Here is a 23,412-nt window from a genome sequence, read left to right as displayed (position 1 = left end):
CCCTCATGTCCAGCAGCTACCATGCCTCTACCGTAGAACAACTCGGCCAGCGACTCGCGGCCGGGCAATTTCCACCCGGTAGCGCCCTCAAGGTAGAGGCGGACCTCTGCCAGGAGCTGGGCGTCAGTCGCACCATCCTGCGCGAAGCGATCAAGACCCTGGCGGCCAAGGGCATGCTGGAAGTCGGCCCCAAGGTCGGTACCCGGGTCCTGCCGCTCAGTCGCTGGAATCTGTTCGATACCCAGGTGGTGGGCTGGCTGGCCACGGGCGGTCTGCCCGCCCATTTCGTCAAGGACCTGCTGGATCTGCGTCACGCCATCGAGCCGGCGGCGGTGCGCTGGGCCTGCGAAAGGGCCACTCCCGAGCAGGTCCAGGCGATCCAGGTCGCCTACCAGCACCTGGAAGCGTCGCTCGATGGCGGCGACTACAACACCGCCGACCAGCGCTTCCACGAATGCGTCCTGGCGGCCAGCCACAATCAGTTCATCGAGCAGATGGTGCCTGCCCTGGGCGCGCTGCTGGCAGCCTCCTTCACCCTGTCGTCGGCCGATCCCGACGAATTGCGGCGTACCCTCCCCCTGCACAAGACCCTGGCCGACGGCATCGCCTCGCGCGATGCGGCGCGCGCCGTCTGGGCCTGCATGATGCTGATCGACAGCGCGGCGGTGACCCTGGCGCGCTATACCGACTGACGTTTCGGTCGGCAACCTTGGCGTCTCTCCAGGTTCCCATGCCTGGATTTCCCGTCCTGCCACAACAAGAGAGGTGAACGATGGATTGGCAGCCGCTGCTTCCCCAGCGCTTCAAACTGGCCGAGGGCCCCTTCTGGGACCAGGAGACCCAGGCGCTCTACTGGGTAGATATCGCCGGCTTCAAGGCCTGCCGCCTGCGCGGCGAGCAGTATCAGGAATGGCAGCTGGATCGTCCCTGCTCCGCCTTCGTGCCCACGGTCCGCGGCGATGCCCTGGTGACCCTGCCGAACGGCGTCTTCCGCCTGGATCTCGATTCCCCGCCAGAACGTCCCGCGCTGGAACTCTTCTGCGTCGCCGATCCCGATCCGGGCAATCGCGGCAACGAGGCCCGCTGTGACGCCCAGGGGCGTCTGTGGCTGGGCACCATGCAGAACAACCTCGATGCCCAGGGCGGCGACGTGGCCATCGACCGGCACTCGGGCGGCCTGTTCCGCATCGATCCCGACGGCAGCGTCAGCCGGCACGCCAGCGACCTCGGCATCGCCAACACCCTGGTATGGAGCGCGGCGGACAACCACGTCATCAGCGCCGACACCCTCAAGGACACCCTCTATCGCTATCCGCTGGATGCCAGCGGCAACCTGGGTGCACCCACCGTCTGGGCCGGTCCCCACGAGCGCGGCTCGCCGGACGGCTCGGCCATCGACAGCGAAGGCTGCGTATGGAACGCACGCTGGGACGGCAACTGCCTGCTGCGTTTCTCGCCGGAGGGCGAGCTGCTGGAGATCGTCGAGCTGCCTGTGCAGCGGCCCACCAGCTGCGTCTTCGGCGGAGCGGATCTGCGCACCCTCTACGTCACCAGCGCCGCCGCCGACGGTACCCTCGACGGCGCCCTGCTCAAGGCGCCCGCGCCGGTCGCCGGCATGCCCTGCCACAGGTTCGCCGGCTGATTCATCCTACCGACCCAGGCGCCCTTCCGCGGCGCCTTTCCGCTTCGGGCCCTATGTAACAGCTTGGTGACAGAGGTGACGAAAAATCTCGTCACCTTTTTCTTGCGCCCGCACCCATCCAATCATAATATCAATGCAGAGCGGCGTCGTCTGACCTCCACGACGGCAGCCCGCCGCCTCGCATTGCCTGGCCACACCAATAAAAACAAGGAGTTCCAGCTATGTTCCGTGTTCCGGGAGTTCGTTCTCTGCTGCGTGCCGCCCTCGCCGCCGGCGCTGTCAGCCTGTCCCTTTCCGCTTTCGCTGCCGATCCGGTCAAGATCGGTTTCCTGGTCAAGCAACCCGAGGAACCCTGGTTCCAGACCGAGTGGGCCTTCGCCGAGAAAGCCGCCAAGGACAAGGGCTTCACCCTGCTCAAGATCGCCGTGCCGGATGGCGAGAAGACCCTCGCCGCCATCGACAGCCTGGCCGCCAACGGCGCCAAGGGCTTCGTGATCTGCCCGCCCGACGTCTCCCTCGGCCCGGCCATCGTGGCCAAGGCCAAGCTCAACGACCTCAAGGTCATGGCCGTGGACGACCGCTTCGTCGACGCCAAGGGCAAATTCATGGAAGACGTGCCCTACCTGGGCATGGCCGCCTTCGAGGTCGGTCAGCAGCAGGGCGCCGCCATGGCCGCCGAAGCCGAGAAGCGTGGCTGGAAGTGGGATGACACCTATGCGGTGATCAACACCTACAACGAGCTGGATACCGGCAAGAAGCGCACCGACGGTTCGGTGGAAGCCCTGAAGAAGGCCGGCCTGCCCGCCGACCACATCATCTTCGCGCCGCAGAAGACCCTGGACGTGCCCGGCAGCATGGACTCCACCACCTCCGCGCTGGTCAAGCTGCCTTCGGCCGCCAAGCACCTGATCATCGGCGGCATGAACGACAACACCGTGCTGGGCGGCGTCCGCGCCACCGAAAGCGCCGGCTTCAAGGCCGAGCAGGTGATCGGCATCGGCATCAACGGCACCGATGCCATCGGCGAACTGAAGAAAGCCAACAGCGGCTTCTTCGGCTCAATGCTGCCCAGCCCCCACGAAGAGGGCTACCAGACCGCCAGCATGATGTACGAGTGGGTGACCACCGGTAAGGAACCACCCAAGTACACCGCGATGGACAAGGTCACCCTCATCACCCGCGCCAATTTCCAGCAAGAGCTGGAAAAGATCGGCCTCTGGAAGTGATGACCCCGGCGGCGCCCGTGCTGGCGCCGCCCTCCTCTTTCGTCTGACAGGAGTGCTTCATGGCAGCCCTGGAACACACCACCGCCCAGAGCGCCGACAGCCTCGGTTTCGTCGGCATCGGCAAGACCTTTCCCGGCGTCAAGGCGCTCGCCGACATCTCCTTCAACGTGCGTCCCGGCTCGGTGCACGCCCTCATGGGCGAGAACGGCGCCGGCAAGTCGACCCTGCTGAAGATCCTCAGCGGCTACCACGCCCCCACCACTGGCCACCTCAACATCGACGGCCAGGAACTGGTGTTCAAGAGCACCGCCGAAGCCATCCGCGCCGGCGTCGCCGTGATCCAGCAGGAACTGCAGCTGGTGCCGGAGATGACCGTCGCCGAAAATCTCTTTCTCGGGCACCTGCCGGCGCGCTACGGCATCGTCAATCGCGGCCACCTGCGCCGCCAGGCCCTGGACCTGCTCAAGGGCCTGGCCGAAGAGATCGACCCCAACACCAAGGTCGGACGCCTGTCGCTCGGGCAGCGCCAGCTAGTCGAGATCGCCAAGGCGCTCTCCCGCGGCGCCCGCGTCATCGCCTTCGACGAACCGACCAGCTCGCTGTCCGCCCGCGAGACCGATCGGCTGATGACCATCATCGCCCGGCTGCGCGACGAAGGCCGGGTGGTGCTCTATGTCTCCCACCGCATGGAAGAGGTGTTCCGCATCTGCGACGCGGTGACGGTGTTCAAGGACGGTCGCCACGTGCGCACCATCGAGCGCCTGGCCGACATCACCCCCGACCAGTTGATCACCCTGATGGTCGGCCGCGACCTCGCCGACATCTACGACTACCGCCCGCGCGAAATCGGCGGTGGCTGCCTCAAGGTCGAGGGCCTGCTCGGCCAGGGCCTGCAGCAGCCGGTGGGCTTCGAGGTCTGCCAGGGCGAAATCCTCGGCCTGTTCGGCCTGGTCGGTGCCGGTCGCACCGAGCTCCTGCGCCTGCTGGCGGGCCTGGAAAAGCACAAGGCTGGCAGCCTGAGCCTCAAGGGCGCCCCGATCAGCCTCAGGTCGCCGCGTGACGCCATCGCCGCCGGCATCCTGCTGTGCCCGGAAGATCGCAAGAAGGAAGGCATCGTGCCCCTGGCCAGCGTGGCCGAGAACATCAACATCAGCGCTCGCGCCCATCACGCCAGTCTCGGCTGCCTGATCCAGGGGCGCTGGGAAAAGGCCAACGCCGAAAAGCAGATTCGCGCGCTGAACGTGAAGACGCCCCACGCCGGGCAGAAGATCAAGAATCTTTCCGGCGGCAACCAGCAGAAGGCCATCCTCGGTCGCTGGCTGTCGATGCCCATGCAGGTGCTCCTGCTCGACGAACCCACCCGCGGCATCGACGTGGGCGCCAAGTCGGAGATCTACGCCATCATCCATGACCTCGCCGCCCGCGGCATCGCCGTGGTGGTGGTGTCCAGCGACCTGATGGAAGTCATGGGCGTGGCCGATCGCATCCTGGTGATGAGTGAAGGCGCCATCACCGGCGAGGTGGCCCGCGCCGAATTCAACGACGAGCGCCTGCTGCAGCTCGCCCTGCCCCGTACCCGGGCCTGATGAAAACAAGAAAAGAGGTTCAGTCCATGTCCGCCCAACCCCACAGCCTGACCCCGCCGCGCCGCGGCTTCGACATGCGTCGCTTCCTCGACGACTGGGCCATGATGCTGGCCGCCGTCGTCATCTTCACCCTCTGCGCGCTGTTCGTGCAGAACTTCCTCTCGCCGCTGAACATGCGCGGTCTGGGCCTGGCGATCTCCACCGTGGGCATCGCCGCCTGCACCATGCTGTTCTGCCTGGCCTCCGGCCACTTCGACCTCTCGGTGGGGTCGGTCATCGCCTGTGCCGGGGTGGTCGCCGCAGTGGTGATGCGCGAATTCGACAGCGTCTTTCTCGGCGTCGCCGCCGCCCTGGCCATGGGCCTGGTGGTCGGCCTGATCAACGGCCTGGTGATCGCCAAGCTCAAGATCAACGCCTTGATCACGACCTTGGCGACGATGCAGATCGTGCGCGGCCTGGGCTACATCTTCTCCGACGGCAAGGCCGTGGGCGTCTCCCAGGAGCAGTTCTTCGTGTTCGGCAACGGCCAGCTGTTCGGCCTGCCGGTGCCCATCGTCATCACCCTGCTGTGCATCCTGTTCTTTGGCTGGCTGCTCAACTACACCACCTTCGGCCGCAACACCATGGCCATCGGCGGCAACGAGGAAGCCGCGCTGCTGGCCGGCGTCCACGTCGATCGCACCAAGATCATCATCTTCGCCATGCACGGGGTGATCGGCGCCCTGGCCGGCGTGGTGCTGGCCTCGCGGATGACCTCCGGCCAGCCGATGATCGGCCAGGGCTTCGAACTCACGGTGATCTCCGCCTGCGTGCTGGGCGGGGTTTCCCTGGCCGGCGGCATCGGCATGATCCGCCACGTGATCGCCGGCGTGCTGATCCTGGCGATCATCGAGAACGCCATGAACCTGAAGAACATCGACACCTTCTACCAGTACGTCATCCGCGGAACCATCCTGCTGCTGGCCGTGGTCATCGACCGCTTCAAGCAGCGCTAAACCCAGACTGTGCCCTCCCCCGCGGCGCCACGGGCGCCGTGCCGGGGACCGCTTTGCCCGTGAAATGCCCGAGGACAAGACAATGACCACGCCCAAACGCCCGCTCCGCTCCGCCCAGTGGTTTGGCAGCAACGACAAGAACGGCTTCATGTACCGCAGCTGGATGAAGAATCAGGGCATCCCGGACCACGAATTCCAGGGCAAGCCCGTCATCGGCATCTGCAACACCTGGTCCGAGCTGACCCCCTGCAACGCCCACTTCCGCAAGATCGCCGAACACGTCAAGCGCGGCATCTATGAAGCCGGCGGCTTCCCGGTGGAATTCCCGGTGTTCTCCAACGGCGAATCCAACCTCAGACCCACCGCCATGCTGACCCGCAACCTGGCCAGCATGGACGTGGAGGAAGCCATTCGCGGCAATCCGGTGGACGCCGTGGTGCTGCTCACCGGCTGCGACAAGACCACGCCGGCGCTGCTGATGGGCGCCGCCAGCTGCGACGTGCCGGCCATCGTCGTCACCGGCGGCCCCATGCTCAACGGCAAGCACCACGGCCGCGACATCGGCGCCGGCACCATCGTCTGGCAGATGCACGAGGCCTACAAGGCCGGTGCCATCGACCTCAACGAATTCCTCTCCGCCGAAGCCGGGATGTCGCGTTCGGCCGGTACCTGCAACACCATGGGCACCGCCTCCACCATGGCCTGCATGGCCGAAGCCCTGGGCACCTCGCTGCCGCACAACGCGGCCATTCCGGCGGTAGATTCGCGGCGCTACGTGCTGGCGCACCTGTCCGGCATGCGCATCGTCGAGATGGTGGAAGAAGACCTGCGGCTATCGAAGATCCTCACCAAGGAAGCCTTCGAGAACGCCATTCGCGTCAACGCCGCCATCGGCGGTTCCACCAACGCGGTGATCCACCTCAAGGCCATCGCCGGCCGCATCGGCGTGGACCTGGAGCTGGACGACTGGACCCGGGTCGGCCGCGGCACCCCCACCATCGTCGACCTGCAGCCCTCCGGACGCTTCCTGATGGAAGAGTTCTACTATGCCGGCGGCCTGCCGGCGGTGATCCGCCGCATGGGCGAAGCCAAGCTGCTGCCCCACCCCGAGGCCCTGACCGCCAACGGCAAGAGCCTCTGGGCCAACTGCGCCGAGGCGCCCATCTACGGCGACGACGAGGTCATCCGCGCCCTGGACAACCCGCTGCGCGCCGACGGCGGCATCTGCGTGCTGCGCGGCAACCTGGCGCCCAAGGGCGCGGTGCTCAAGCCCTCGGCCGCGACCCCGGCGCTCATGCAGCATCGCGGTCGCGCCGTGGTGTTCGAGAACCTGGAAGACTACAAGGCGCGCATCGTCGACCCGGACCTGGATATCGACGAGACCTGCGTGATGGTGCTGAAGAACTGCGGACCCAAGGGGTATCCGGGCATGGCCGAGGTGGGCAACATGGGCCTGCCGGCCAAGCTGCTGGCCAAGGGCATCACCGACATGGTGCGCATCTCCGACGCCCGCATGAGCGGCACCGCCTACGGCACCGTGGTCCTGCACGTGGCACCCGAGGCCTCGGCCGGCGGCCCGCTGGCGGTGGTTCGCGAAGGCGACATGATCGAACTGGACTGCGCTTCCGGGCGCCTGCACCTGGATATCCCCGACGAAGAACTGGCCGCGCGCCTGGCCGACTGGCAACCGCCGGCCGACCAGCTGCTGGCCGGCGGTTATCGCCGCCTCTACGTCAACCATGTGCTGCAGGCCGACGAAGGCTGCGACTTCGACTTCCTGGTCGGTTGCCGCGGCGCCGAGGTGCCTCGCCACTCCCATTGACCGGCTCTACCCCCTCTCCCACCGGGAGAGGGTCGGGGTGAGGGGCTGGCGCAGCCTCTCGTTCCGGAACTCGGGGCCCTCTGCCCCACTCTTGCACAACAACAAACCGAAAAGGTGGTCGAGATGAAACGCACGTTAGCCCTCACCGGACTTGGACTGTCACTCATGATCAGCACCCTTACCGCCCAGGCGGCCGGCCTCACCAGCCAGCAGTCGAGCTTTGGCAAGCTGCCCGATGGCACTCCCATCGAGAAGTTCGTCCTGACCAACAGCCACGGCATGCAGGCCACCGTCATCACCTATGGCGGCGTGCTGCAGGCGCTCAAGGTGCCCGACCGCAAGGGCCACAGCGAAGACGTGGTCCTGGGCTTCGATGACGTCCAGGGTTATCTCGACAACCCCACCGTGTTCTTTGGCGCCACCATCGGCCGCTTCGGCAACCGCATCGCCGAGGGCCGCTTCAGCCTCGATGGCAAGAGCTACCAGATCCCCCAGAACGACAAGACCAACGCCCTGCACGGCGGCCCCCAGGGCTTCAACACCAAGGTGTGGAAGGCCGAGCCGGCCAAGGGCGACGGCTGGGTCGGCGTGACCCTGAGCTATGTCTCCCCCGATGGCGAGATGGGCTTTCCCGGCACCCTGACCACCCAGGTGACCTACCAGCTGGACGAGCACAACCAGCTGACCCTCAAGTACCGCGCGACCACCGACAAGCCGACGGTGCTCAACCTGACCAACCACAGCTACTTCAACCTGGCCGGCGCCGGCAGTGGCACGGTGCTCAAGCAGGTGGCGATGCTCAATGCCGACAAATACACGCCAGTGACCGCCAAGCTGATCCCCACCGGCGAATTGCCGCCCGTGGCCGGCACGCCGATGGACTTCCGCAAGCCGACCGCCATCGGCAAGCACATCGCCGACGAAAATCAGCAACTGAAGTACGCCGAACCCAAGCAGGGTGGCTATGACTTCAACTGGGTGCTCAACACCGCTGGCGATCTGCAGAAAGCCGCTGCCGTGGTGACCGACCCGGGCTCCGGCCGCACCCTGACCCTCTACACCACCGAACCGGGCGTGCAGTTCTATACCGGCAACTTCCTGGAGGGGAACATCAAGGGCAAGGCCGGCAAGACCTACGGCCACTGGGGCGCCTTCACCCTGGAAACCCAGCACTACCCGGACGCCCCCAACCAGCCGAACTTCCCCACCACCCGCCTGGATCCCGGCCAGACCTACACCCAGACGACGATCTTCAAGTTCGCCGGCAAGTAGGGCCTGCTCTGACTCAAGCAAAGGCCGCTCCCGGGAGCGGCCTTTGCTTTGGTGCTCCCCTCACCCCAACCCTCTCCCAGAGGGAGAGGGGGCAGGAGCGGAGCGCCTTTCGCCTCCGTGCTCCGTGTTCCGTGTTCCGTGTTCCGTAGCGTGGAAAACGGCGCAGCCTTTTCCACTGTCCTGCCACTCCCCTTCCCACCCCCAATAAAAAACCCGGCGCCTCGCGACGCCGGGTTTCTTACCACCTCAAAGCACCAGGATCAGATCGCGGCCTTGGTGTTCTCGCCGTTCACCAGACGCTGGATACCCAGCGGATTGGCGTTCTGCAGGGCTTCCGGGAGGAAGGCATCCGGATAGTTCTGGTAGCACACCGGACGCAGGAAGCGATCGATGGCCAGGGTACCGACGGAGGTGCCGCGGGCATCGGAGGTCGCCGGATAGGGACCGCCATGGACCATGGCATCGCTGACTTCCACGCCGGTGGGATAGCCGTTGAGCAACAGGCGACCGGCTTTCTGCTCCAGCAGGCCGATGATAGCCTCGAAACGCTGCAGATCGGCCGGTTCCGCCAGCAAGGTGGCGGTCAGCTGGCCGTGCAGGCCTTGCAGCGCCTGGTGCAGCTGGGCTTCGTCAGCCACCTCCACCACCACCGTGGTGGGACCGAAGACTTCTTCCTGCAGCAGCTCGTCGTTTTCCAGCAGCAGGCTCACATCAGCCTTGAACAGCTGCGGACGCGCCTGATTGCCTTCCTGGCTGGCACCGGCCAGGTGCTGCACACCGGAATGGGCCAGCAGCGCCGCAACGCCCTTCTCGTAGCTCTTCAGGGTGCCCGGATTGAGCATGGTCTGGGGCGCCTGCTCGTTCATGGCGCCGGCCAGGCGCTCGAGGAAGCTGCTGAACTCGGGCGAACGCACGCCGATGACCAGGCCCGGATTGGTGCAGAACTGGCCGCAGCCCAGGACCACGGAGGCCGCGAGTTCACCGGTGATGGCCTCGCCGCGGGCCTTGAGTGCCTCGGGCAGGATCACCACGGGGTTGATGCTGGACATCTCGGCGAACACCGGGATCGGCTGCGGACGGGCCGCGGCCATGTCGCACAGGGCGCGACCGCCGCGCAGCGAGCCGGTGAAGCCCACTGCCTGGATGGCCGGGTGCTTGACCAGCTGCTCGCCCACGCCACCGCCATAGATCATGTTGAACACGCCCTTGGGCATGCCGGTCTTCTCCGCGGCGCGCAGGATGGCATCGGCCACGTATTCGGCGGTGACCATGTGGCCGCTGTGGGCCTTGAACACCACCGGGCAACCGGCGGCCAGGGCCGCGGCGGTGTCGCCACCGGCAGTGGAGAAGGCCAGCGGGAAGTTGCTGGCACCGAACACGGCCACCGGACCCAGGCCGATGCGGTACTGACGCAGGTCAGGACGCGGCAGCGGCTTGCGCTCGGGCAGCGCGGTGTCGATGCGTGCACCGTGGAAGTCACCGCGGCGCAGCACCTTGGCGAACAGGCGCATCTGGCCGCTGGTACGGCCGCGCTCGCCCTGGATACGGCCAGCCGGCAGTGCGGTTTCCTGGCAGACCAGCTGGACGAAATCATCGCCCAGGCCGTCCAGTTCGTCGGCGATGGCATCGAGGAAGGCCGCGCGCTGCTCGGCGCTCAGCTTGCGGTACAGGGGCGCGGCCTGCTCGGCGGCACGGGCGGCGGCATCGACCTCGGCCGCGGACGCCTGGAAGAATTCGTAGGGCAGCTTTTCGCCAGTCGTGGCGTCGATGCTGTAGACCCGCACCTCGCCCTCGCCGCTGCGAGCGCCACCGATGTAGTTCTTGCCTTGGATCTGCATTGTTCTCGACTCCTTATACCTAGGGGTTCAGGGAAGACCACCCGACTGGGGTAGTCTTCGAAGGGGTGGCACGCTCAGTCTCAGAGCGGCCGGGCCAGCCTGTGCGATACCCACTCTAGCATTCGCATAGTCAGCAGTCATCATACAACTATCAGAGCTGCTGGACCTGCCCGGGCTGGAAGGCTGCCGTGCCGGCCTTGACGCCATTGCTCAGCGGCTCGCCGAATTCCGGCACCGCGATCTCGAATCTGTCGCCCGGCTCGACGCGCACACCGTCGGCGAAGGACAGGGTCGCCGTGCCGAAGAAATGCACATGGACATCGCCCGGCCGCAGGAACTGCGCATACTTGAAGTGGTGATACTCGAGGTTCTCCAGGCTGTGGCACATGTTGTCCTCGCCGGAGAGGAACTCCTTCTCCCAGACCACCTGCTCGCCGCGACGGATCCGGCTGGTGCCCGCCAGATGACGCGGCAGCTCACCGGTACGCAGCGCCGGACCGAAGCTGCAGTAGCGTAGTTTGGAATGGGCCAGATAGAGATAGTTCTTGCGTTCCATCACGTGGTCGGAGAATTCGTTGCCCACCGCATAACCCAGGCGATAGGGCATGCCGTCGTCGCCGATCACGTAGAGACCGGTCAGCTCGGGCTCTTCACCGGCGTCCTCGGCGAATTCCGGCAGCGGGATATCGGCACCGGGACGCACCAGGATGCCGCCGTCGCCCTTGTAGAACCATTCCGGCTGGGCACCCGCGCTACCCGCTGCAGGCCGACCGCCCTCCACGCCCCATTTGAACATGCGCATGGAGTCGGTCAGCTTGGCCTCCTCCTGGCTGTTCTGCTGGTGCATCTTGTCGCGGGTGGCGGCGCTGCCCAGGTGGGTCAGACCGGTCCCGGTGACCAGGCAGTGTGCGGGGTCCTCGTGGTCCAGCGGCGGCAACAGGCGGCCGCCATCGAGCAGCTCGGCATAGGCCGGTCCGGGCTCCAGGCCCAGGGTCTGCACCTGAGACTCCAGCGACACGCCAGCGCGGATGGCCTGCAGCGCCAGGGTCCGGGTGCTGGTCGCACCCCGGACCTGCTGGACTTCGCCGCGCTCGACCACGCCGACGCGGCGCTGGCCCTGTTGGTCTTCGAACTGAATCAGGTGCATGGCATTCTCCTTGTTGGTTATCGCCTGAAGGAGACTTTACTCGGCGCTACGGGGCCTGCCTAATGAGAGCTCCCTATCCCGCGATAACCAACGGTTATTCCCATGCTGCCATCCCTAGGCTCCATCGCCTCCCGTCTGCGCCTGCGGCAACTGCGCCTGCTGATCGCCCTCGACGAGGAAGGCTCGCTGCACAAGGCCGCCGAACGCATCGCCATCTCCCAGCCCGGGGCCACCAAGGCGCTGCACGAAATCGAGAGCACCCTGGGCGCCACCCTCTTCCTGCGCACCCACCAGGGCCTGCAGCCCAACGACCTGGGCCGCTGCGTGATTCGCTATGCGCGGCTGATCGAGAGCGACCTGGCCCATCTGCGCGAAGAGATGCTCGGCATTCTCCAGGGCGAAGGGGGCCGGCTGGCGGTAGGGGTGATCATGGGCGCCGTGCCCCGCCTGATCGCCGCGGTGTCGCGCCTGGGTGCGGCGCAACCCCAGCTGGGGATCGAGATCATCGAGGACACCAGTGTGCGTCTGCTCGACCTGCTCGACGCCGGCCGCATCGAAGTGGCCATCTGCCGCAGCAGCGTCAGCCGCCGGCCGGATGCCTATGACTGTCTGGAGGTGCGCGAAGAGCGGCTGGAGATCGTCTGCCATCCCCGCCATCCACTGGCGGAGTCGGAGACGCTGGGGCTGGCCGAACTGGTCGACAGTCGCTGGATCGTCTATCCGGCCAACCTGCCCATGCGCCTGACCCTGGAACGGGAATTTCGCGCCGCGGAACTGGAGTTTCCCCGCTATCCGGTGGAAACCTCCTCCACCTTCACCCTGCTCGGCCTGCTGCAGGAAGACGCCAATCAGGTGGCCATGCTGCCCAGCGACATCGCCCAGTTCGGCGAAAGACACGGCCTGCTGCGCCGCCTGCCGGTGGTCCAGCGCACCCGCAACGAGCCCTATTCCATTCTGGTGCGCCAGGGCGCGGGATTGTCGGCGGCCGCGCAGCTGCTGCTGGAGCAGTGGCGGCTGGAAGCGTGAAACATCTATCGCGGCCATGGCGGTCCGCCGATGCTGCCGCTCCTATAGATGAAAGCACTACGGCTTGTTGCGATTTCGCCGAGTCTGACGCGACTAAACGCCTACTCGGATAGCCCCCTCTCCCCTCGGGAGAGGGTTGGGGTGAGGGTTGTCCCCTTCAGCGCAGTCTCCATTGGAAAGGCTACGCCGTTTTCCACGCTACGTACTGCTGCGGCCTGAAATGCATCGCGGCCATGGCGGTCCGCCGATGCTGCCGCTCCTACGAAAGCATCATGCCCTGTAGGAGCGGCCCATGGCCGCGATAAACCATCAAAAAACCAACCTCAATACGTCGGCAACGTCACCCCGTGGAAGAGGGTCTCCAGCTCCTGTCGCGAGGGCGTCTGCATCGCTTCGGTGAGGACATCGCGGGTCAGGTGCGGCGCGAAGCGGCCGATGAAGTCGCACATGAAGCCGCGCAGGAAGGTGCCGCGGCGCAGGCCGATCTTGGTCACGCTGGCCTCGAAGAGGTGGCTGGCGTCCAGGCAGGCCAGGTCGGCATCGGCTTTGTGATCCACCGCCATGTCGGCGACGATGCCCACGCCCAGGCCGAGGCGGACATAGGTCTTGATGACGTCGGCGTCCGCAGCGGTCAGCACCACGTTGGGCTCCAGGCCCTGGCGGGCAAAGGCCTCGTCGAGCTTGGAGCGCCCGGTGAAACCGAAGACGTAGGTCACCAGCGGCTGTTCCGCCAGGTGCTCCAGGGTGAGGTGCTCCACCTTCGCCAGGGGATGGCCCTGGGGCACGATGACGCAGCGGTTCCAGCGATAGCAGGGCATCATCACCAGGTCGTTGAAGCGCTCCAGCCCCTCGGTGGCGATGGCGAAGTCGACGGTGCCGTCGGCGGCCATCTCGGCGATCTGGGTCGGCGAACCCTGGTGCATGTGCAGGGCCACGTCCGGATACTGCTTGATGAATTCGCTGATCACGTCCGGCAGCGCATAGCGCGCCTGGGTGTGGGTGGTGGCGATGGACAGGGTGCCCTTGCGCTCGTTGGAGAATTCCTGGGCGATCTGCTTGATGCTCTCGCACTTGCGCAGGATCTCGCCCGCGGTCTGGATGATCCGCTCGCCGGCCGGGGTCACCCGGGTCAGGTGCTTGCCACTGCGGGCAAAGACCTCGACGCCCAACTCGTCCTCGAGCAGGCGGATCTGCTTGCTGATGCCGGGCTGCGAGGTATAGAGACTCTGGGCCGTGGCGGATACGTTCAGATCGTGGTGGGCGACTTCCCAGATATATCTCAACTGTTGCAGCTTCATGCCGGCTCCTCGCTGACCCCGTGCGCAAGCATATAACAGTAATGCAGCCCTTAAGCTTTTTCTAGACCGAAATCGAATTAAGTCGCGAAGGGGCAAGGCTGACGCTCATGGATCAGCCCTGACGCAGCGGAACCAGGTACACCGGGATGCGCGCGGTCTGCAGCAGGCAGCTGGCGGTCCGCCCCAGAGGTGTCACCTGGGCGTCGCCCTGGCTGCGACTGCCGATTACCAGCAGATCCGCGGCGAACTCCTGGGCCTGCCTGAGGATGGCCGCTGGCGGATCGCCCTGCACCACCCGCACGGCACGCACCAGCCCCACGGTGGCGGGAGTTTCCAGCAGGTCCTCGCGCAGGGATTCGAACACCTGCTGCTCGATGGTCTCCAGCACCAGATCCAGACCGCCATTGCGCAGGCGGTCCAGGGATTCACCGTCCAGATGCTGTTGCAACAGGGTAGACGCCAGCAGGCCGAGCGGCTCCACCACATGGACGACATACAGCTGGGCCTGATGGATACGGGCGAGATTCAAGGCATGCTGAAAGACATAGGGCGAACACAGGCCCAGGTCCGTGGCGTAAAGCAGCGAGCGGATCACGATTCCTCCTGGCCAGATCAGCCGATCAGGCCGGTACGACGCGGGATAGCCTCACCAGCGTAGCAGGGGATCACCGATTGCGCTGCAACCCGCGCCTTAGAGCCTGCTCAGGACGCTCAGGGCAGTTCCTCGGACGCGCGCCCATCCGCCGCCTGGATCGCTGCCACCAGGGCCGGCTCGCGTAGCGGCGCCTGTACCGGGCCGAGCAGCTCGCCGTCCCGGACCAGAAACAGCGCCGGCAGATGAAAGACGCCATAGCGCTGCACCAGGCCGCCGCTGCGCTCGGCGTCCACCCAGTACAGTCGGTCGACCGGCAGCCTCGCCGCAGGTAGCACCTGGCGCGCCAACCGGCAGGTGGCGCAGCCGACGCTGGTGAAGATCAGCAGCGAGCGCCCGGGCGCCGCCAGCAGGACGGCATCCGCCGTCCCATCGTCCAATTCCATCGCTTCCTCGCCACGCTCATCGCCAAGGCGCGCCCTCAGGCTCGCCAATAGCGTCGTAACCATTGTGACCGGGCGGGACACGCGTTAAGGTGCCCCACCCTCTCCACCGTATTTTGCCTGCACGGGCCCCGTCCTGTCGCAGCGCCGTGACCGACGAGTAGCACCATGGCCGCACAGCCCCGCCTTAACGACCTCAACATCGAAGCCAACGAGCCGCTCATCACGCCCGAGCAGCTCAAGCAGGAGATCCCGCTGAGCGATCTCGCCGCCGACACCGTCGCCCAGGGCCGCCAGGTCATCCGCGATATCCTCGACGGCAAGGACCATCGCCTGTTCGTGGTGATCGGCCCCTGCTCGATCCATGACATCAAGGCTGCCCACGAATACGCCGAGCGGCTCAGGGCACTGGCCGCCCAGGTCAGCGACAGCCTCTATCTGGTCATGCGCGTCTATTTCGAAAAGCCCCGCACTACCGTGGGCTGGAAGGGCCTGATCAACGATCCCTACCTGGATGACTCCTTCAAGATCCAGGACGGCCTGCACATCGGTCGCCAGCTGCTGCTGGACCTGGCGGAAATGGGCCTGCCCACCGCCACCGAGGCACTGGACCCCATCTCCCCGCAGTACCTGCAGGACCTGATCAGCTGGTCGGCGATCGGTGCCCGCACCACCGAATCCCAGACCCACCGGGAAATGGCTTCGGGCCTCTCTTCCGCGGTCGGCTTCAAGAACGGCACCGATGGCAGCCTGACGGTGGCCATCAATGCCCTGCAGTCGGTCTCCAGTCCGCACCGCTTCCTGGGTATCGACCAGCGCGGCCAGGTCTCGGTGGTGATGACCAAGGGCAATGCCTATGGTCATGTGGTCCTGCGCGGCGGCAACGGCAAGCCCAACTACGACTCGGTCAGCGTCACCCTATGCGAGCAGGCGCTGGTCAAGGCCAAGGTCAAGCCGAACATCATGGTCGACTGCAGCCACGCCAACTCCAACAAGGATGCCGCCCTGCAGCCGCTGGTGATGGACAACGTCGCCAACCAGATCGTCGAGGGCAACAACTCCATCGTCGGCCTGATGGTGGAAAGCCACCTGGGCTTCGGCAGCCAGCCGATTCCGGCGGATCTGTCGCACCTGGAGTACGGCGTCTCGGTGACCGACGCCTGCATCGACTGGGCGATGACCGAGAAGAGCATTCTCGACATGCACCGCAAGCTCAAGGATGTGCTGCCGCGCCGCGCGCGCAGCTGATCCGCCAGCGGATACGAAAACGCCGGGCTCAGCCCGGCGTTTTTCTTCCGCACCAGAGCCTGTTCAAAGTCTCGCGAGCTAGAGACAAACAAGGCGAAGCTGGCTGAGGAAGCGGATCGGACCCGCGCTCGGGTTTACGAATGGTAAATGAGCATTGCGACGGGGCCACCTTGGCCGGGCTGGCGACCCAGGCCAGTTTCAACGCCGTTTGGCCGACGCGCAGCAGACTTAGGACAGGCTCTCAGGCCAGCGGCGTCACCTGGCCACGCCGCTCCAGATAGTGCTCCACATAGGAACAGGACGGTATGACGCTGTAGCCGCGGCTCTCGGCGTAGTTCAAGGCGTGCTCGGCAAGCCTGGCGGCCAGGCCGCGCCCACGCAGGGCATCGGGGACGAAGGTGCGATAGAAATCCATCGTCTGCTTACCCAGATCCATGTAGGCGAGATAGGCGCGTTGACCGTCGACAGAAAGCTGGAATTGATGATTGGCCTCATCGTGTTCCACGTGCAGGGATTCGTTCATGACTACTCCTTGGCGGTTTGGCTCCGCCTTATCCATTGTTATCGATGATACCCGAAGACGAGAACGCACCCTTCCTGTGCGGGACTGAGCCACAGCGCGTCAGACCCCTCCGGAAGAAGCAGGTTCTGACCAGCCGTCGCACCGAGAAATCACACTATATCAGGGCTGTTCACGCGGGAGCAGGCGCGGCTTTGACCTTGACAACTTCCGGTCATCCTCTAACGTTTTGAAACGTTCGTGGCTTTCAGCCATCCAAGCAGTTGCTGGTACCGGGTGCGGGCATTCGGGGACGAACTCGGGGAGCGAAGCAGGATTTCCGCAAAAAATCTTTCTTCAACGGGTTTAGCTCAGTTTACTTACGACCGGTAATGAGTAGTATGTAGCCGCAATTTTCCACCTGGGAAATTGATCTTAAAACAGGATGTCTACCTCAAGGGGTTTACGATGAACAACGCTCTGAAATTCGCCGCCCTGGCTCTGGCCGCTGCTATGGCCACTGGTTGCAGCACCGCTAACAAGGAAAGCGAAGCTCGCCTGACCGCTACCGAAGACGCCGCTGCCCGCGCTCAGGCTCGTGCTGACGAAGCCTACCGTCACGCTGACGAGGCCCTGGCCGCCGCTCAGAAAGCTCAGCAGACCGCTGACGAAGCCAACGAGCGCGCCCTGCGTATGCTGGAAAAAGCCAGCCGCAAGTAAGCGCCTCGGCTGGAAAGGCGAGTGGCAACAGTCGCCTTTCCCGGAGCAAACAAAAAGCCCGCCATCTCAGATGGCGGGCTTTTTGTTTGTCTAACCGGCCGAGTGCGCTCGGCCGGTCGCGATCACAGGGTCTTGGCGGGCGCCTTGGCCACCGTACCGGTAACCATGCCGGCAGGCAGGTCGGCGATTTCCACCGGCAGGCCGTCCTGGCCCTGGACCACGTCCCGTACCGTGTTCCAGTTCACCGCGCTGTTGGCCTGCAGCAGGTCGTCACGCTTGATCAGCGCATTGACCACCGCGGCCTGACGGTCGATATCGGTCGGGTCGCCCTTGAGGTTGACCGGCTGATGAGCTTCCAGATAGAGCTTGCCCTGGCTCACGCCGAACTTGTAGGGCTCGTCGATGATGCGCACCGGCGTGCCGATTGGCAGCATGCCAACCAGTTCGGTGACGTTGAAGTTGTACATGCGGAAGCAGCCATGGCTGACCTGCATGCCGATACCGAACTTCTTGTCCGAGCCGTGGATGAGATAGCCCGGCAGGGTCAGACGGATCTTGTAGGGGCCAAGGGGATTATCCGGACCGGGCGGCACCACCTTGGGCAGCGGATCGCCTTCGGCGGCGTGCTCGGCACGGATGGATTCCGGCGGATACCAGGCCGGATCCTTGATCTTGTCCACCACCTTGGCCACGCCGACCGGCGAGCCCCAGCCATCACGACCGATGCCCAACGGGTAGGTGAACACCGAATGACCACCCTTGGGGTAGTAGTACATGCGGTATTCGGCGATGTTGATGACGATGCCTTCGCGCGGCCCGGGCGGCAGGATGAAGCGCGTCGGCAGCACGATCTCGGTGCCGGCGCCCGGCAGCCAGGCGTCCACGCCCGGATTGGCGGCCACCATCTCGGTGTAGCCCAGATCGTACTTCTGGCCGAGATCGGCGAAGGTGTCTTCGTAGGCGGCCTTGATGACCTGAACCTCGCCGACCACGTCTTCACCGGGTGGCGGCAGCGGCAACTCCAGTGCCTGCGCCGTACCCGCGCTCAACAGACCAAACAGCGAGAGGGAACCGACCAGGGTCGAAACGCGCGCGGGCATGGGATGAATCCTTGCAAGAAGCAAAAAGGTGACGGCGCGAATTGTACACGCCTCGATCGGCGTCCGGCAGGGCCTCAAAAGACCTGTAATGGATTCGGCAGGCCTCGTTTGGCACCCTGCAGCCGCTGCATGCAGGCCGGACAGAGGGTCTTGAGACCGAGCGCCCGGCGATTCAGCGGATGCAAGCGGGGCCGCGCCGGCAACAGGGTGCCGCACAGGGTCCGGTCGGTGGGCGAGCCCAGCTCCAGCTGCCGGGCGACGATATGCACCCGCCCCTCGCGGCAGGCGAACAGGTCGAGCTGGGCATCGGGCTGGATCAGCTGATAGCCGTGCATGGACCGGGAAAGGCGGGACATCGGGATACTCCAGGGGCGGATCCGCCGGGCGGTAGATTGGCCGGACCGGCGGGGCGCGCAACCTTAGCGGAAAGCCCCGCCGGGGAAAAGTCCGACGTTCAGTCGCGCAGCAGCGGCTGCAACTGGGGCCAGGCGTTGTCCAGCAGACGTTGCTGGGCATTGGCCTGAGGATGAATGCCATCCGGCTGCATGAAGGCGGGATCGCCGCCCACTCCTTCGAGCAGGAAGGGCACCAGGGCCACCTGCTGGGCCTTGGCCACGTCGGTATACACCTGGGCGAAGCCGTCGGTATAGCGCGGTCCGTAGTTGGGCGGCAGGCGCATGCCCAGCAGCAGGACACGGGCGCCCCTGGCCTTGGCCTGCTCCACCAGGGCGGTGAGGTTGCGCTCGAACTGGGCCAGCGGCTGGCCCCGCAGGCCGTCGTTGCCGCCCAACTCGATGGCCACCACCGTGGGCTGATGATCGGCCAGCAGCTTTGGCAGGCGCGCCAGGCCACCGGCGGTGGTGTCGCCACTGATGGACGCATTCACCACCTGATAATCGAGCTTCTGCTCCTGCAGGCGCCGCTCCAGCAGCCGTACCCAGCCCTGGCCTTCGGCGAGGCCGTAGCCGGCGCTGATGCTGTCACCCACCACCAGCAGGGTGCGCGCCATGGCCAGGGGCGCCAGGGTCAGGCAAAGCACGGCCAGCAGCCAGGCAATGCCTTGGCGCAAAGGCGCACTGGACTTCGCCCGGCTTTTTGACTCTAACTCGCCACAGCCGCCCGCGTGCGGGCCCTTCGAATACGGCATCGGAATCCTCATGAGCGAAGTCATACTGCTGGCACGCGACCTTAGCAAGGTCGTCACGGGCGCGGAAGGCGCGCTGCCGATCCTCCAGGCGCTGGATCTGCAACTGGAGGCCGGCGACAGTTTGGCCATCGTCGGCAGCTCGGGTTCCGGCAAGTCCACCCTGCTCGGCCTGCTGGCCGGTCTCGACCTGCCCAGCGGCGGCGAGGTCCATCTCGCCGGTCAGCGGCTGGACACCCTCGATGAAGACGCCCGCGCCCGCCTGCGCGCAGAACGGGTGGGCTTCGTCTTCCAGTCCTTCCAGTTGCTGGACAGCCTCACGGCGCTGGAAAACGTCATGCTGCCGCTGGAACTGGAGGGCGTGCGCCAGGCCCGGGAACAGGCAGTAGCCCTGCTGGAACGGGTCGGCCTGGGCGAGCGACTGCGGCACTATCCGCGCCAGCTCTCCGGTGGCGAGCAGCAACGGGTGGCCCTGGCCCGCGCCTTCGCGCCGCGACCCAGCATCCTCTTCGCCGACGAACCCACCGGCAATCTCGACAGCCGCACCGGCGCCCATATCAGCGATCTGCTGTTCGAACTCAATCGCGAGCGGGGCACGACGCTGGTGCTGGTGACCCATGACGAACGCCTGGCCGCGCGCTGCGCCCGCCAACTGCGCCTGGAAGGCGGTCGGCAGGTCGCGGCATGAGGCGCACCGGTCTCCCCTTCGCCCGGCTGTTCGGCCTGGCCTGGCGGCAGAGTCTGAGAGAACTCCGCGCCGGCGAGATCCGCATGCTCTGCCTGGCGCTGGTGATCGCCGTCGCGGCCAGCGTCGCCATCGGCTACTTCACCGCCCGCCTCGGCGCGGGCATGGCAAATCGCGCCAGCGAATTCCTCGCCGCCGACCTGGTGTTGCTGGGCAGCGAACCGCCCCGTCCGGAACAGGTGGACGCCGGCCTGCAGCTAGGCCTCGAACACAGTCGTTCGCTCAACTTCAGCACCATGGCGGCAGGTGCCGAGGCCCTGCAGCTGGCCAGCGTCAAGGCGGTCCAGGCCAACTTCCCCCTGCGCGGCGAGGTACGCAGCGCCGCGGTACCGGACGGTCCCGAACAGCCGGGCGGCGCTCCGGCCCCCGGGGAGGCCTGGGTCGAGCCGCGCCTGCTGCTGGCGCTGGATGCCAAGGTCGGCGATCGCCTGGACATCGGCCGCAAGGTCCTCACCATTGCCCGGGTGCTCACCTATGAACCCGACCGCGCCGGTGACTTCTACAGCCTGACGCCACGAGTGCTGATCAATCTCGACGACGTGGCCGCCACCGGGGTCATCCAGCCCGGCAGTCGGGTGCGCTATCGCGAACTCTGGCGCGGCGAATCCCAGGCACTGGCCGCCTATCGCCAGGCCCTCACCCCGGCCCTGGCCGCCAACCAGCGCTTCGAGGGACCGGGCGACGGCAATCGGCAACTGGGCAACGCCCTGGAGCGCGCCCAGCGCTATCTCGGCCTGGCCAGTCTGGTGGCGGTGGTGCTGGCCGGTGTAGCGGTGGCGCTGTCGGCCAATCGCTTCGCCGCGCGGCGCTTCGACGCCAGCGCCCTGTTGCGCTGCCTGGGCCTGACCCGGCGCGACGCCCTGATGCTCTACGGCCTGCAACTGGGGCTGCTGGGCCTGGCGGCGAGTCTGCTCGGCGCCCTGCTCGGCTGGCTGGCGCAGCTGGTGCTGTTCGAGCTGCTGCACGGACTCTTGCCGGCGCGCCTGCCGGCCGCCGGGATCGGTCCGGCGCTGGCCGGCATGGGCACCGGGATGGTCGCCCTGGTCGGCTTCGCCCTGCCACCACTGGCCGCCCTGGGGCGGGTCCCGCCACTGCGGGTCCTGCGCAGCGACCTGCAGCCGGTGCCCCTGCGCACCTGGCTGGTCTATGGCTGCGCCCTGTTGGCCCTGGGGCTGATCATGTGGCGACTGTCGCTGGACCTGCGCCTGACCCTGGCGCTGCTGGTGGGCGGCCTGCTCGCCGGGCTGCTGTTCGGCAGCCTGCTGTACCTGGCCCTGCGTGGCCTGCGCCGGGGGATGCAGGGTGCGCCCCTGGCCTGGCGGCTGGGGCTGGGCCAACTGCTGCGCCATCCGCTGGCGGCGGTGGGCCAGACCCTGGCCTTCGGCCTGATCCTGCTGGCCATGAGTCTGGTGGTGCTGCTGCGGAGCGAGTTGCTGGAACGCTGGCAGGCGCAATTGCCGGCCGAGGCACCCAATCACTTCGCCCTCAATGTCCTGCCGGACGAGCGCCAGGCCTTCGCCACGGCGGTGGGCGAGCTCTCGCTTCACGCCAGTCCGCTCTATCCCATCGTGCAGGGGCGGCTGGTCAGCGTGAAGGGGCATCCGGCCCAGGAAGGCCTGGAAGACGACTCCCGCGGTGGCCGTGCCACCCGGCGCGATCTCAATCTGACCTGGTCGGCTGGGTTGCCGGACGGCAATCGCCTGGAAGCCGGTCAGTGGTGGGATGCGCTGCCCGCCGGCGAGCTGCCCGGCGTCTCGCTGGAAAGCGAGCTGGCCCGCAGCCTTGGCGTCGGCCTGGGCGACACCCTGGGCTTCATCATCGGTGACCGCCAGATCGAAGCGCGGATCACCAGCCTGCGGCAGGTCAGCTGGGACAACTTTCAGCCGAACTTCTTCGTCATCTTCGCCCCGGGCACCCTGCAGGACGTGCCCTTCACCTACCTGGGCAGCTTCTACCTGCCGCCCGGCCACGACCGCGAATTGCTGAACCTGGCCCGGCAATTCCCGGCGGTGACCCTGCTGCCCATCGATGCCCTGCTCGACCAGCTGCGCAGCATCCTGCGCCAGGTCAGCGTGGCCGTGGAATTCGTGCTGCTGTTCGTGCTGGCCGCCGGTATCGCCGTGCTGCTGGCCGGCCTGCAGGCGACCCTCGACGAACGCATCCGCCAGGGCGCCCTGCTGCGCGCCCTGGGTGCCCGGCGCGAATTGCTGCAACGGGCGCGGCGCACCGAATTCATCCTGCTCGGCGGTGCCAGTGGCTTGCTCGCGGCGCTCGGTTGCGAGATCGTCAGCGCCCTGCTCTACCGGCTGGCCTTCGAGCTGGACTGGCAACCCCACCCCTGGCTGTTGCTCCTGCCGGTGCTGGGCGCCCTGCTGGTCGGCACGGCGGGGCTGCTGGGCACGCGGCGGGCCCTCACCGCCAGTCCGTTACTGATCCTGAGAGAAAGCTGATCCATGAGTCGCTACCGTCCGCCGCGCACCGCCGGCACGCCCCTGATCACCGCCGCCGGCGAAGCCCGGCTGCGCGCCGAACTCCACGAACTGTGGAACGTGCGCCGGCCCCAGGTCACCCAGGCGGTGAGCGAGGCGGCCGCCCTGGGCGATCGCTCGGAGAACGCCGAGTACATCTATGGCAAGAAGATGCTTCGCGAGATCGACAGCCGAGTGCGCTTCCTGCGCAAGCGGCTGGAGAATCTCAAGGTGATCCGCGAGCGCCCGGCGGATCCGGGCAAGGTCTATTTCGGCGCCTGGGTCACCCTGGAAGACGATGACGGCGCCGAGAAGCGCTATCGCATCGTCGGCCCGGACGAACTGGACCTCCGGCAGAACCTCATCAGCATCGACTCGCCCCTGGCGCGGGCGCTGGTCGGCAAGGCGCTGGACGCGGAAGTCCGCCTGCAGACGCCGGCTGGCGAACAGCGCTGGTACATCGTCGACATCGAATACCTCGATAACTGATCGAGTCGGCAGATACTCCCGTCCGAAAAACGTGATTTACATCACAAAAATAAGGCAACATCCACGGCGCATACGGCGGAGGACCGCCCCCTTCTCAAGCAAGGATTCGCGG

At 66.3% G+C, this 23,412-nt stretch carries 22 protein-coding genes; 13 read left to right on the top strand and 9 right to left on the bottom strand.

Going from position 1 to position 23,412, the window contains the following annotated elements:
- Positions 1-5 precede the first annotated feature (5 nt).
- From PVZ72_RS05525 to PVZ72_RS05495, 7 genes are all read left to right on the top strand, one after another.
- Positions 6-692 (top strand): FadR/GntR family transcriptional regulator, encoded by a 687-nt coding sequence (locus tag PVZ72_RS05525; RefSeq protein WP_133862728.1) that lies wholly within the window; start codon positions 6-8, stop codon positions 690-692.
- Positions 693-772: 80 nt separating this feature from the next.
- Positions 773-1,642: an SMP-30/gluconolactonase/LRE family protein gene (locus PVZ72_RS05520; RefSeq protein WP_273861389.1), complete on the top strand. Its 870-nt coding sequence runs from the start codon at positions 773-775 to the stop codon at positions 1,640-1,642.
- 221 nt (positions 1,643-1,863) lie between these two features.
- Positions 1,864-2,868: a substrate-binding domain-containing protein gene (locus PVZ72_RS05515; RefSeq protein ID WP_263259483.1), complete on the top strand. Its 1,005-nt coding sequence runs from the start codon at positions 1,864-1,866 to the stop codon at positions 2,866-2,868.
- Between the two features lie 59 nt (positions 2,869-2,927).
- Positions 2,928-4,454: an L-arabinose ABC transporter ATP-binding protein AraG gene (araG, locus tag PVZ72_RS05510; protein WP_273861388.1), complete on the top strand. Its 1,527-nt coding sequence runs from the start codon at positions 2,928-2,930 to the stop codon at positions 4,452-4,454.
- A 26-nt stretch (positions 4,455-4,480) separates the two neighbouring features.
- Positions 4,481-5,449, top strand: coding sequence for an L-arabinose ABC transporter permease AraH (gene araH / locus PVZ72_RS05505; protein WP_166655940.1), 969 nt, complete (start codon positions 4,481-4,483; stop codon positions 5,447-5,449).
- Between the two features lie 82 nt (positions 5,450-5,531).
- Entirely contained in the window at positions 5,532-7,271 is a 1,740-nt protein-coding gene (locus tag PVZ72_RS05500; protein ID WP_158892690.1) for an IlvD/Edd family dehydratase, read from the top strand.
- A 123-nt stretch (positions 7,272-7,394) separates the two neighbouring features.
- On the top strand, positions 7,395-8,543 hold the full coding sequence (locus PVZ72_RS05495) for an aldose epimerase family protein (protein WP_273861387.1): 1,149 nt from the start codon (positions 7,395-7,397) through the stop codon (positions 8,541-8,543).
- Positions 8,544-8,803: 260 nt separating this feature from the next.
- Here PVZ72_RS05495 and PVZ72_RS05490 read toward each other — a convergent pair whose 3' ends face one another.
- Complete coding sequence (locus PVZ72_RS05490; protein WP_273861386.1) at positions 8,804-10,381, bottom strand: aldehyde dehydrogenase (NADP(+)); 1,578 nt, start codon at positions 10,379-10,381, stop codon at positions 8,804-8,806.
- Between the two features lie 151 nt (positions 10,382-10,532).
- Entirely contained in the window at positions 10,533-11,528 is a 996-nt protein-coding gene (gene araD1, locus PVZ72_RS05485; RefSeq protein ID WP_273861385.1) for an AraD1 family protein, read from the bottom strand.
- Between the two features lie 102 nt (positions 11,529-11,630).
- On the opposite strand from araD1, the gene PVZ72_RS05480 reads away from it, so the two are divergent.
- Complete coding sequence (locus PVZ72_RS05480) at positions 11,631-12,554, top strand: LysR family transcriptional regulator (protein ID WP_187979999.1); 924 nt, start codon at positions 11,631-11,633, stop codon at positions 12,552-12,554.
- A gap of 323 nt (positions 12,555-12,877) precedes the next feature.
- Here the strand turns inward: PVZ72_RS05480 and cysB are convergent, their stop codons facing one another.
- From cysB to PVZ72_RS05465, 3 genes are all read right to left on the bottom strand, one after another.
- Positions 12,878-13,852 carry an HTH-type transcriptional regulator CysB gene (cysB, locus tag PVZ72_RS05475; protein ID WP_273861384.1) on the bottom strand — a complete coding sequence of 325 codons (975 nt, stop codon included), beginning with the start codon at positions 13,850-13,852 and terminating at the stop codon, positions 12,878-12,880.
- Between the two features lie 112 nt (positions 13,853-13,964).
- Positions 13,965-14,447: a universal stress protein gene (locus PVZ72_RS05470; RefSeq protein ID WP_133862718.1), complete on the bottom strand. Its 483-nt coding sequence runs from the start codon at positions 14,445-14,447 to the stop codon at positions 13,965-13,967.
- A gap of 116 nt (positions 14,448-14,563) precedes the next feature.
- The gene (locus PVZ72_RS05465; RefSeq protein WP_187980000.1) at positions 14,564-14,890 is read right to left on the bottom strand and encodes a thioredoxin family protein; all 327 of its coding nucleotides are present in this window, start codon (positions 14,888-14,890) and stop codon (positions 14,564-14,566) included.
- Positions 14,891-15,055: 165 nt separating this feature from the next.
- On the opposite strand from PVZ72_RS05465, the gene PVZ72_RS05460 reads away from it, so the two are divergent.
- Complete coding sequence (locus PVZ72_RS05460) at positions 15,056-16,135, top strand: 3-deoxy-7-phosphoheptulonate synthase (RefSeq protein WP_273861383.1); 1,080 nt, start codon at positions 15,056-15,058, stop codon at positions 16,133-16,135.
- 241 nt (positions 16,136-16,376) lie between these two features.
- Here PVZ72_RS05460 and PVZ72_RS05455 read toward each other — a convergent pair whose 3' ends face one another.
- Positions 16,377-16,658 (bottom strand): GNAT family N-acetyltransferase, encoded by a 282-nt coding sequence (locus PVZ72_RS05455; RefSeq protein ID WP_187980002.1) that lies wholly within the window; start codon positions 16,656-16,658, stop codon positions 16,377-16,379.
- A gap of 444 nt (positions 16,659-17,102) precedes the next feature.
- Between PVZ72_RS05455 and PVZ72_RS05450 the strand changes: the two genes are divergently transcribed.
- A complete protein-coding gene (locus tag PVZ72_RS05450; RefSeq protein WP_059315705.1) occupies positions 17,103-17,354 on the top strand; it encodes an Lpp/OprI family alanine-zipper lipoprotein in 252 nt (83 codons plus the stop codon).
- Positions 17,355-17,476: 122 nt separating this feature from the next.
- Here PVZ72_RS05450 and PVZ72_RS05445 read toward each other — a convergent pair whose 3' ends face one another.
- From PVZ72_RS05445 to PVZ72_RS05435, 3 genes are all read right to left on the bottom strand, one after another.
- The gene (locus tag PVZ72_RS05445; protein ID WP_133862714.1) at positions 17,477-18,454 is read right to left on the bottom strand and encodes a L,D-transpeptidase family protein; all 978 of its coding nucleotides are present in this window, start codon (positions 18,452-18,454) and stop codon (positions 17,477-17,479) included.
- A gap of 74 nt (positions 18,455-18,528) precedes the next feature.
- Positions 18,529-18,810 carry a hypothetical protein gene (locus PVZ72_RS05440; protein ID WP_007160562.1) on the bottom strand — a complete coding sequence of 94 codons (282 nt, stop codon included), beginning with the start codon at positions 18,808-18,810 and terminating at the stop codon, positions 18,529-18,531.
- 98 nt (positions 18,811-18,908) lie between these two features.
- Entirely contained in the window at positions 18,909-19,463 is a 555-nt protein-coding gene (locus tag PVZ72_RS05435) for an arylesterase (RefSeq protein WP_178083933.1), read from the bottom strand.
- Positions 19,464-19,611: 148 nt separating this feature from the next.
- On the opposite strand from PVZ72_RS05435, the gene PVZ72_RS05430 reads away from it, so the two are divergent.
- From PVZ72_RS05430 to greB, 3 genes are read left to right on the top strand one after another with little or no spacing between them, the layout of a single operon-like run.
- A complete protein-coding gene (locus PVZ72_RS05430; protein ID WP_133862712.1) occupies positions 19,612-20,286 on the top strand; it encodes an ABC transporter ATP-binding protein in 675 nt (224 codons plus the stop codon).
- Positions 20,283-22,793: an ABC transporter permease gene (locus tag PVZ72_RS05425; RefSeq protein WP_273861382.1), complete on the top strand. Its 2,511-nt coding sequence runs from the start codon at positions 20,283-20,285 to the stop codon at positions 22,791-22,793. The genes PVZ72_RS05430 and PVZ72_RS05425 overlap by 4 nt, the downstream gene beginning before the upstream one ends.
- Before the next feature lie 3 nt (positions 22,794-22,796).
- The gene (gene greB / locus PVZ72_RS05420; protein WP_273861381.1) at positions 22,797-23,300 is read left to right on the top strand and encodes a transcription elongation factor GreB; all 504 of its coding nucleotides are present in this window, start codon (positions 22,797-22,799) and stop codon (positions 23,298-23,300) included.
- Positions 23,301-23,412 lie beyond the last annotated feature (112 nt).

Source organism: Pseudomonas sp. LA5, from assembly GCF_028640825.1.
Taxonomy (GTDB): domain Bacteria; phylum Pseudomonadota; class Gammaproteobacteria; order Pseudomonadales; family Pseudomonadaceae; genus Chryseomonas; species Chryseomonas aestiva.
The sequence above is the reverse complement of the archived record's forward strand: the minus strand, read 5'-3'. Positions and strand labels throughout refer to the sequence as shown.

Excerpts from the sequence above, each read along its gene's own strand:
- PVZ72_RS05520 (WP_273861389.1), top strand. The coding sequence starts at position 773 with ATGGATTGGCAGCCGCTGCTTCCCCAGCGCTTCAAACTGGCCGAGGGC.
- PVZ72_RS05435 (WP_178083933.1), bottom strand. The coding sequence starts at position 19,463 with ATGGCGCGCACCCTGCTGGTGGTGGGTGACAGCATCAGCGCCGGCTAC.
- araH (WP_166655940.1), top strand. The coding sequence starts at position 4,481 with ATGTCCGCCCAACCCCACAGCCTGACCCCGCCGCGCCGCGGCTTCGAC.
- PVZ72_RS05515 (WP_263259483.1), top strand. The coding sequence starts at position 1,864 with ATGTTCCGTGTTCCGGGAGTTCGTTCTCTGCTGCGTGCCGCCCTCGCC.
- PVZ72_RS05495 (WP_273861387.1), top strand. The coding sequence starts at position 7,395 with ATGAAACGCACGTTAGCCCTCACCGGACTTGGACTGTCACTCATGATC.
- PVZ72_RS05455 (WP_187980002.1), bottom strand. The coding sequence starts at position 16,658 with ATGAACGAATCCCTGCACGTGGAACACGATGAGGCCAATCATCAATTC.
- PVZ72_RS05480 (WP_187979999.1), top strand. The coding sequence starts at position 11,631 with ATGCTGCCATCCCTAGGCTCCATCGCCTCCCGTCTGCGCCTGCGGCAA.
- araD1 (WP_273861385.1), bottom strand. The coding sequence starts at position 11,528 with ATGCACCTGATTCAGTTCGAAGACCAACAGGGCCAGCGCCGCGTCGGC.
- PVZ72_RS05450 (WP_059315705.1), top strand. The coding sequence starts at position 17,103 with ATGAACAACGCTCTGAAATTCGCCGCCCTGGCTCTGGCCGCTGCTATG.
- PVZ72_RS05525 (WP_133862728.1), top strand. The coding sequence starts at position 6 with ATGTCCAGCAGCTACCATGCCTCTACCGTAGAACAACTCGGCCAGCGA.
- PVZ72_RS05460 (WP_273861383.1), top strand. The coding sequence starts at position 15,056 with ATGGCCGCACAGCCCCGCCTTAACGACCTCAACATCGAAGCCAACGAG.
- cysB (WP_273861384.1), bottom strand. The coding sequence starts at position 13,852 with ATGAAGCTGCAACAGTTGAGATATATCTGGGAAGTCGCCCACCACGAT.
- PVZ72_RS05445 (WP_133862714.1), bottom strand. The coding sequence starts at position 18,454 with ATGCCCGCGCGCGTTTCGACCCTGGTCGGTTCCCTCTCGCTGTTTGGT.
- PVZ72_RS05500 (WP_158892690.1), top strand. The coding sequence starts at position 5,532 with ATGACCACGCCCAAACGCCCGCTCCGCTCCGCCCAGTGGTTTGGCAGC.
- PVZ72_RS05440 (WP_007160562.1), bottom strand. The coding sequence starts at position 18,810 with ATGTCCCGCCTTTCCCGGTCCATGCACGGCTATCAGCTGATCCAGCCC.
- greB (WP_273861381.1), top strand. The coding sequence starts at position 22,797 with ATGAGTCGCTACCGTCCGCCGCGCACCGCCGGCACGCCCCTGATCACC.
- PVZ72_RS05490 (WP_273861386.1), bottom strand. The coding sequence starts at position 10,381 with ATGCAGATCCAAGGCAAGAACTACATCGGTGGCGCTCGCAGCGGCGAG.
- PVZ72_RS05465 (WP_187980000.1), bottom strand. The coding sequence starts at position 14,890 with ATGGAATTGGACGATGGGACGGCGGATGCCGTCCTGCTGGCGGCGCCC.
- araG (WP_273861388.1), top strand. The coding sequence starts at position 2,928 with ATGGCAGCCCTGGAACACACCACCGCCCAGAGCGCCGACAGCCTCGGT.
- PVZ72_RS05430 (WP_133862712.1), top strand. The coding sequence starts at position 19,612 with ATGAGCGAAGTCATACTGCTGGCACGCGACCTTAGCAAGGTCGTCACG.
- PVZ72_RS05425 (WP_273861382.1), top strand. The coding sequence starts at position 20,283 with ATGAGGCGCACCGGTCTCCCCTTCGCCCGGCTGTTCGGCCTGGCCTGG.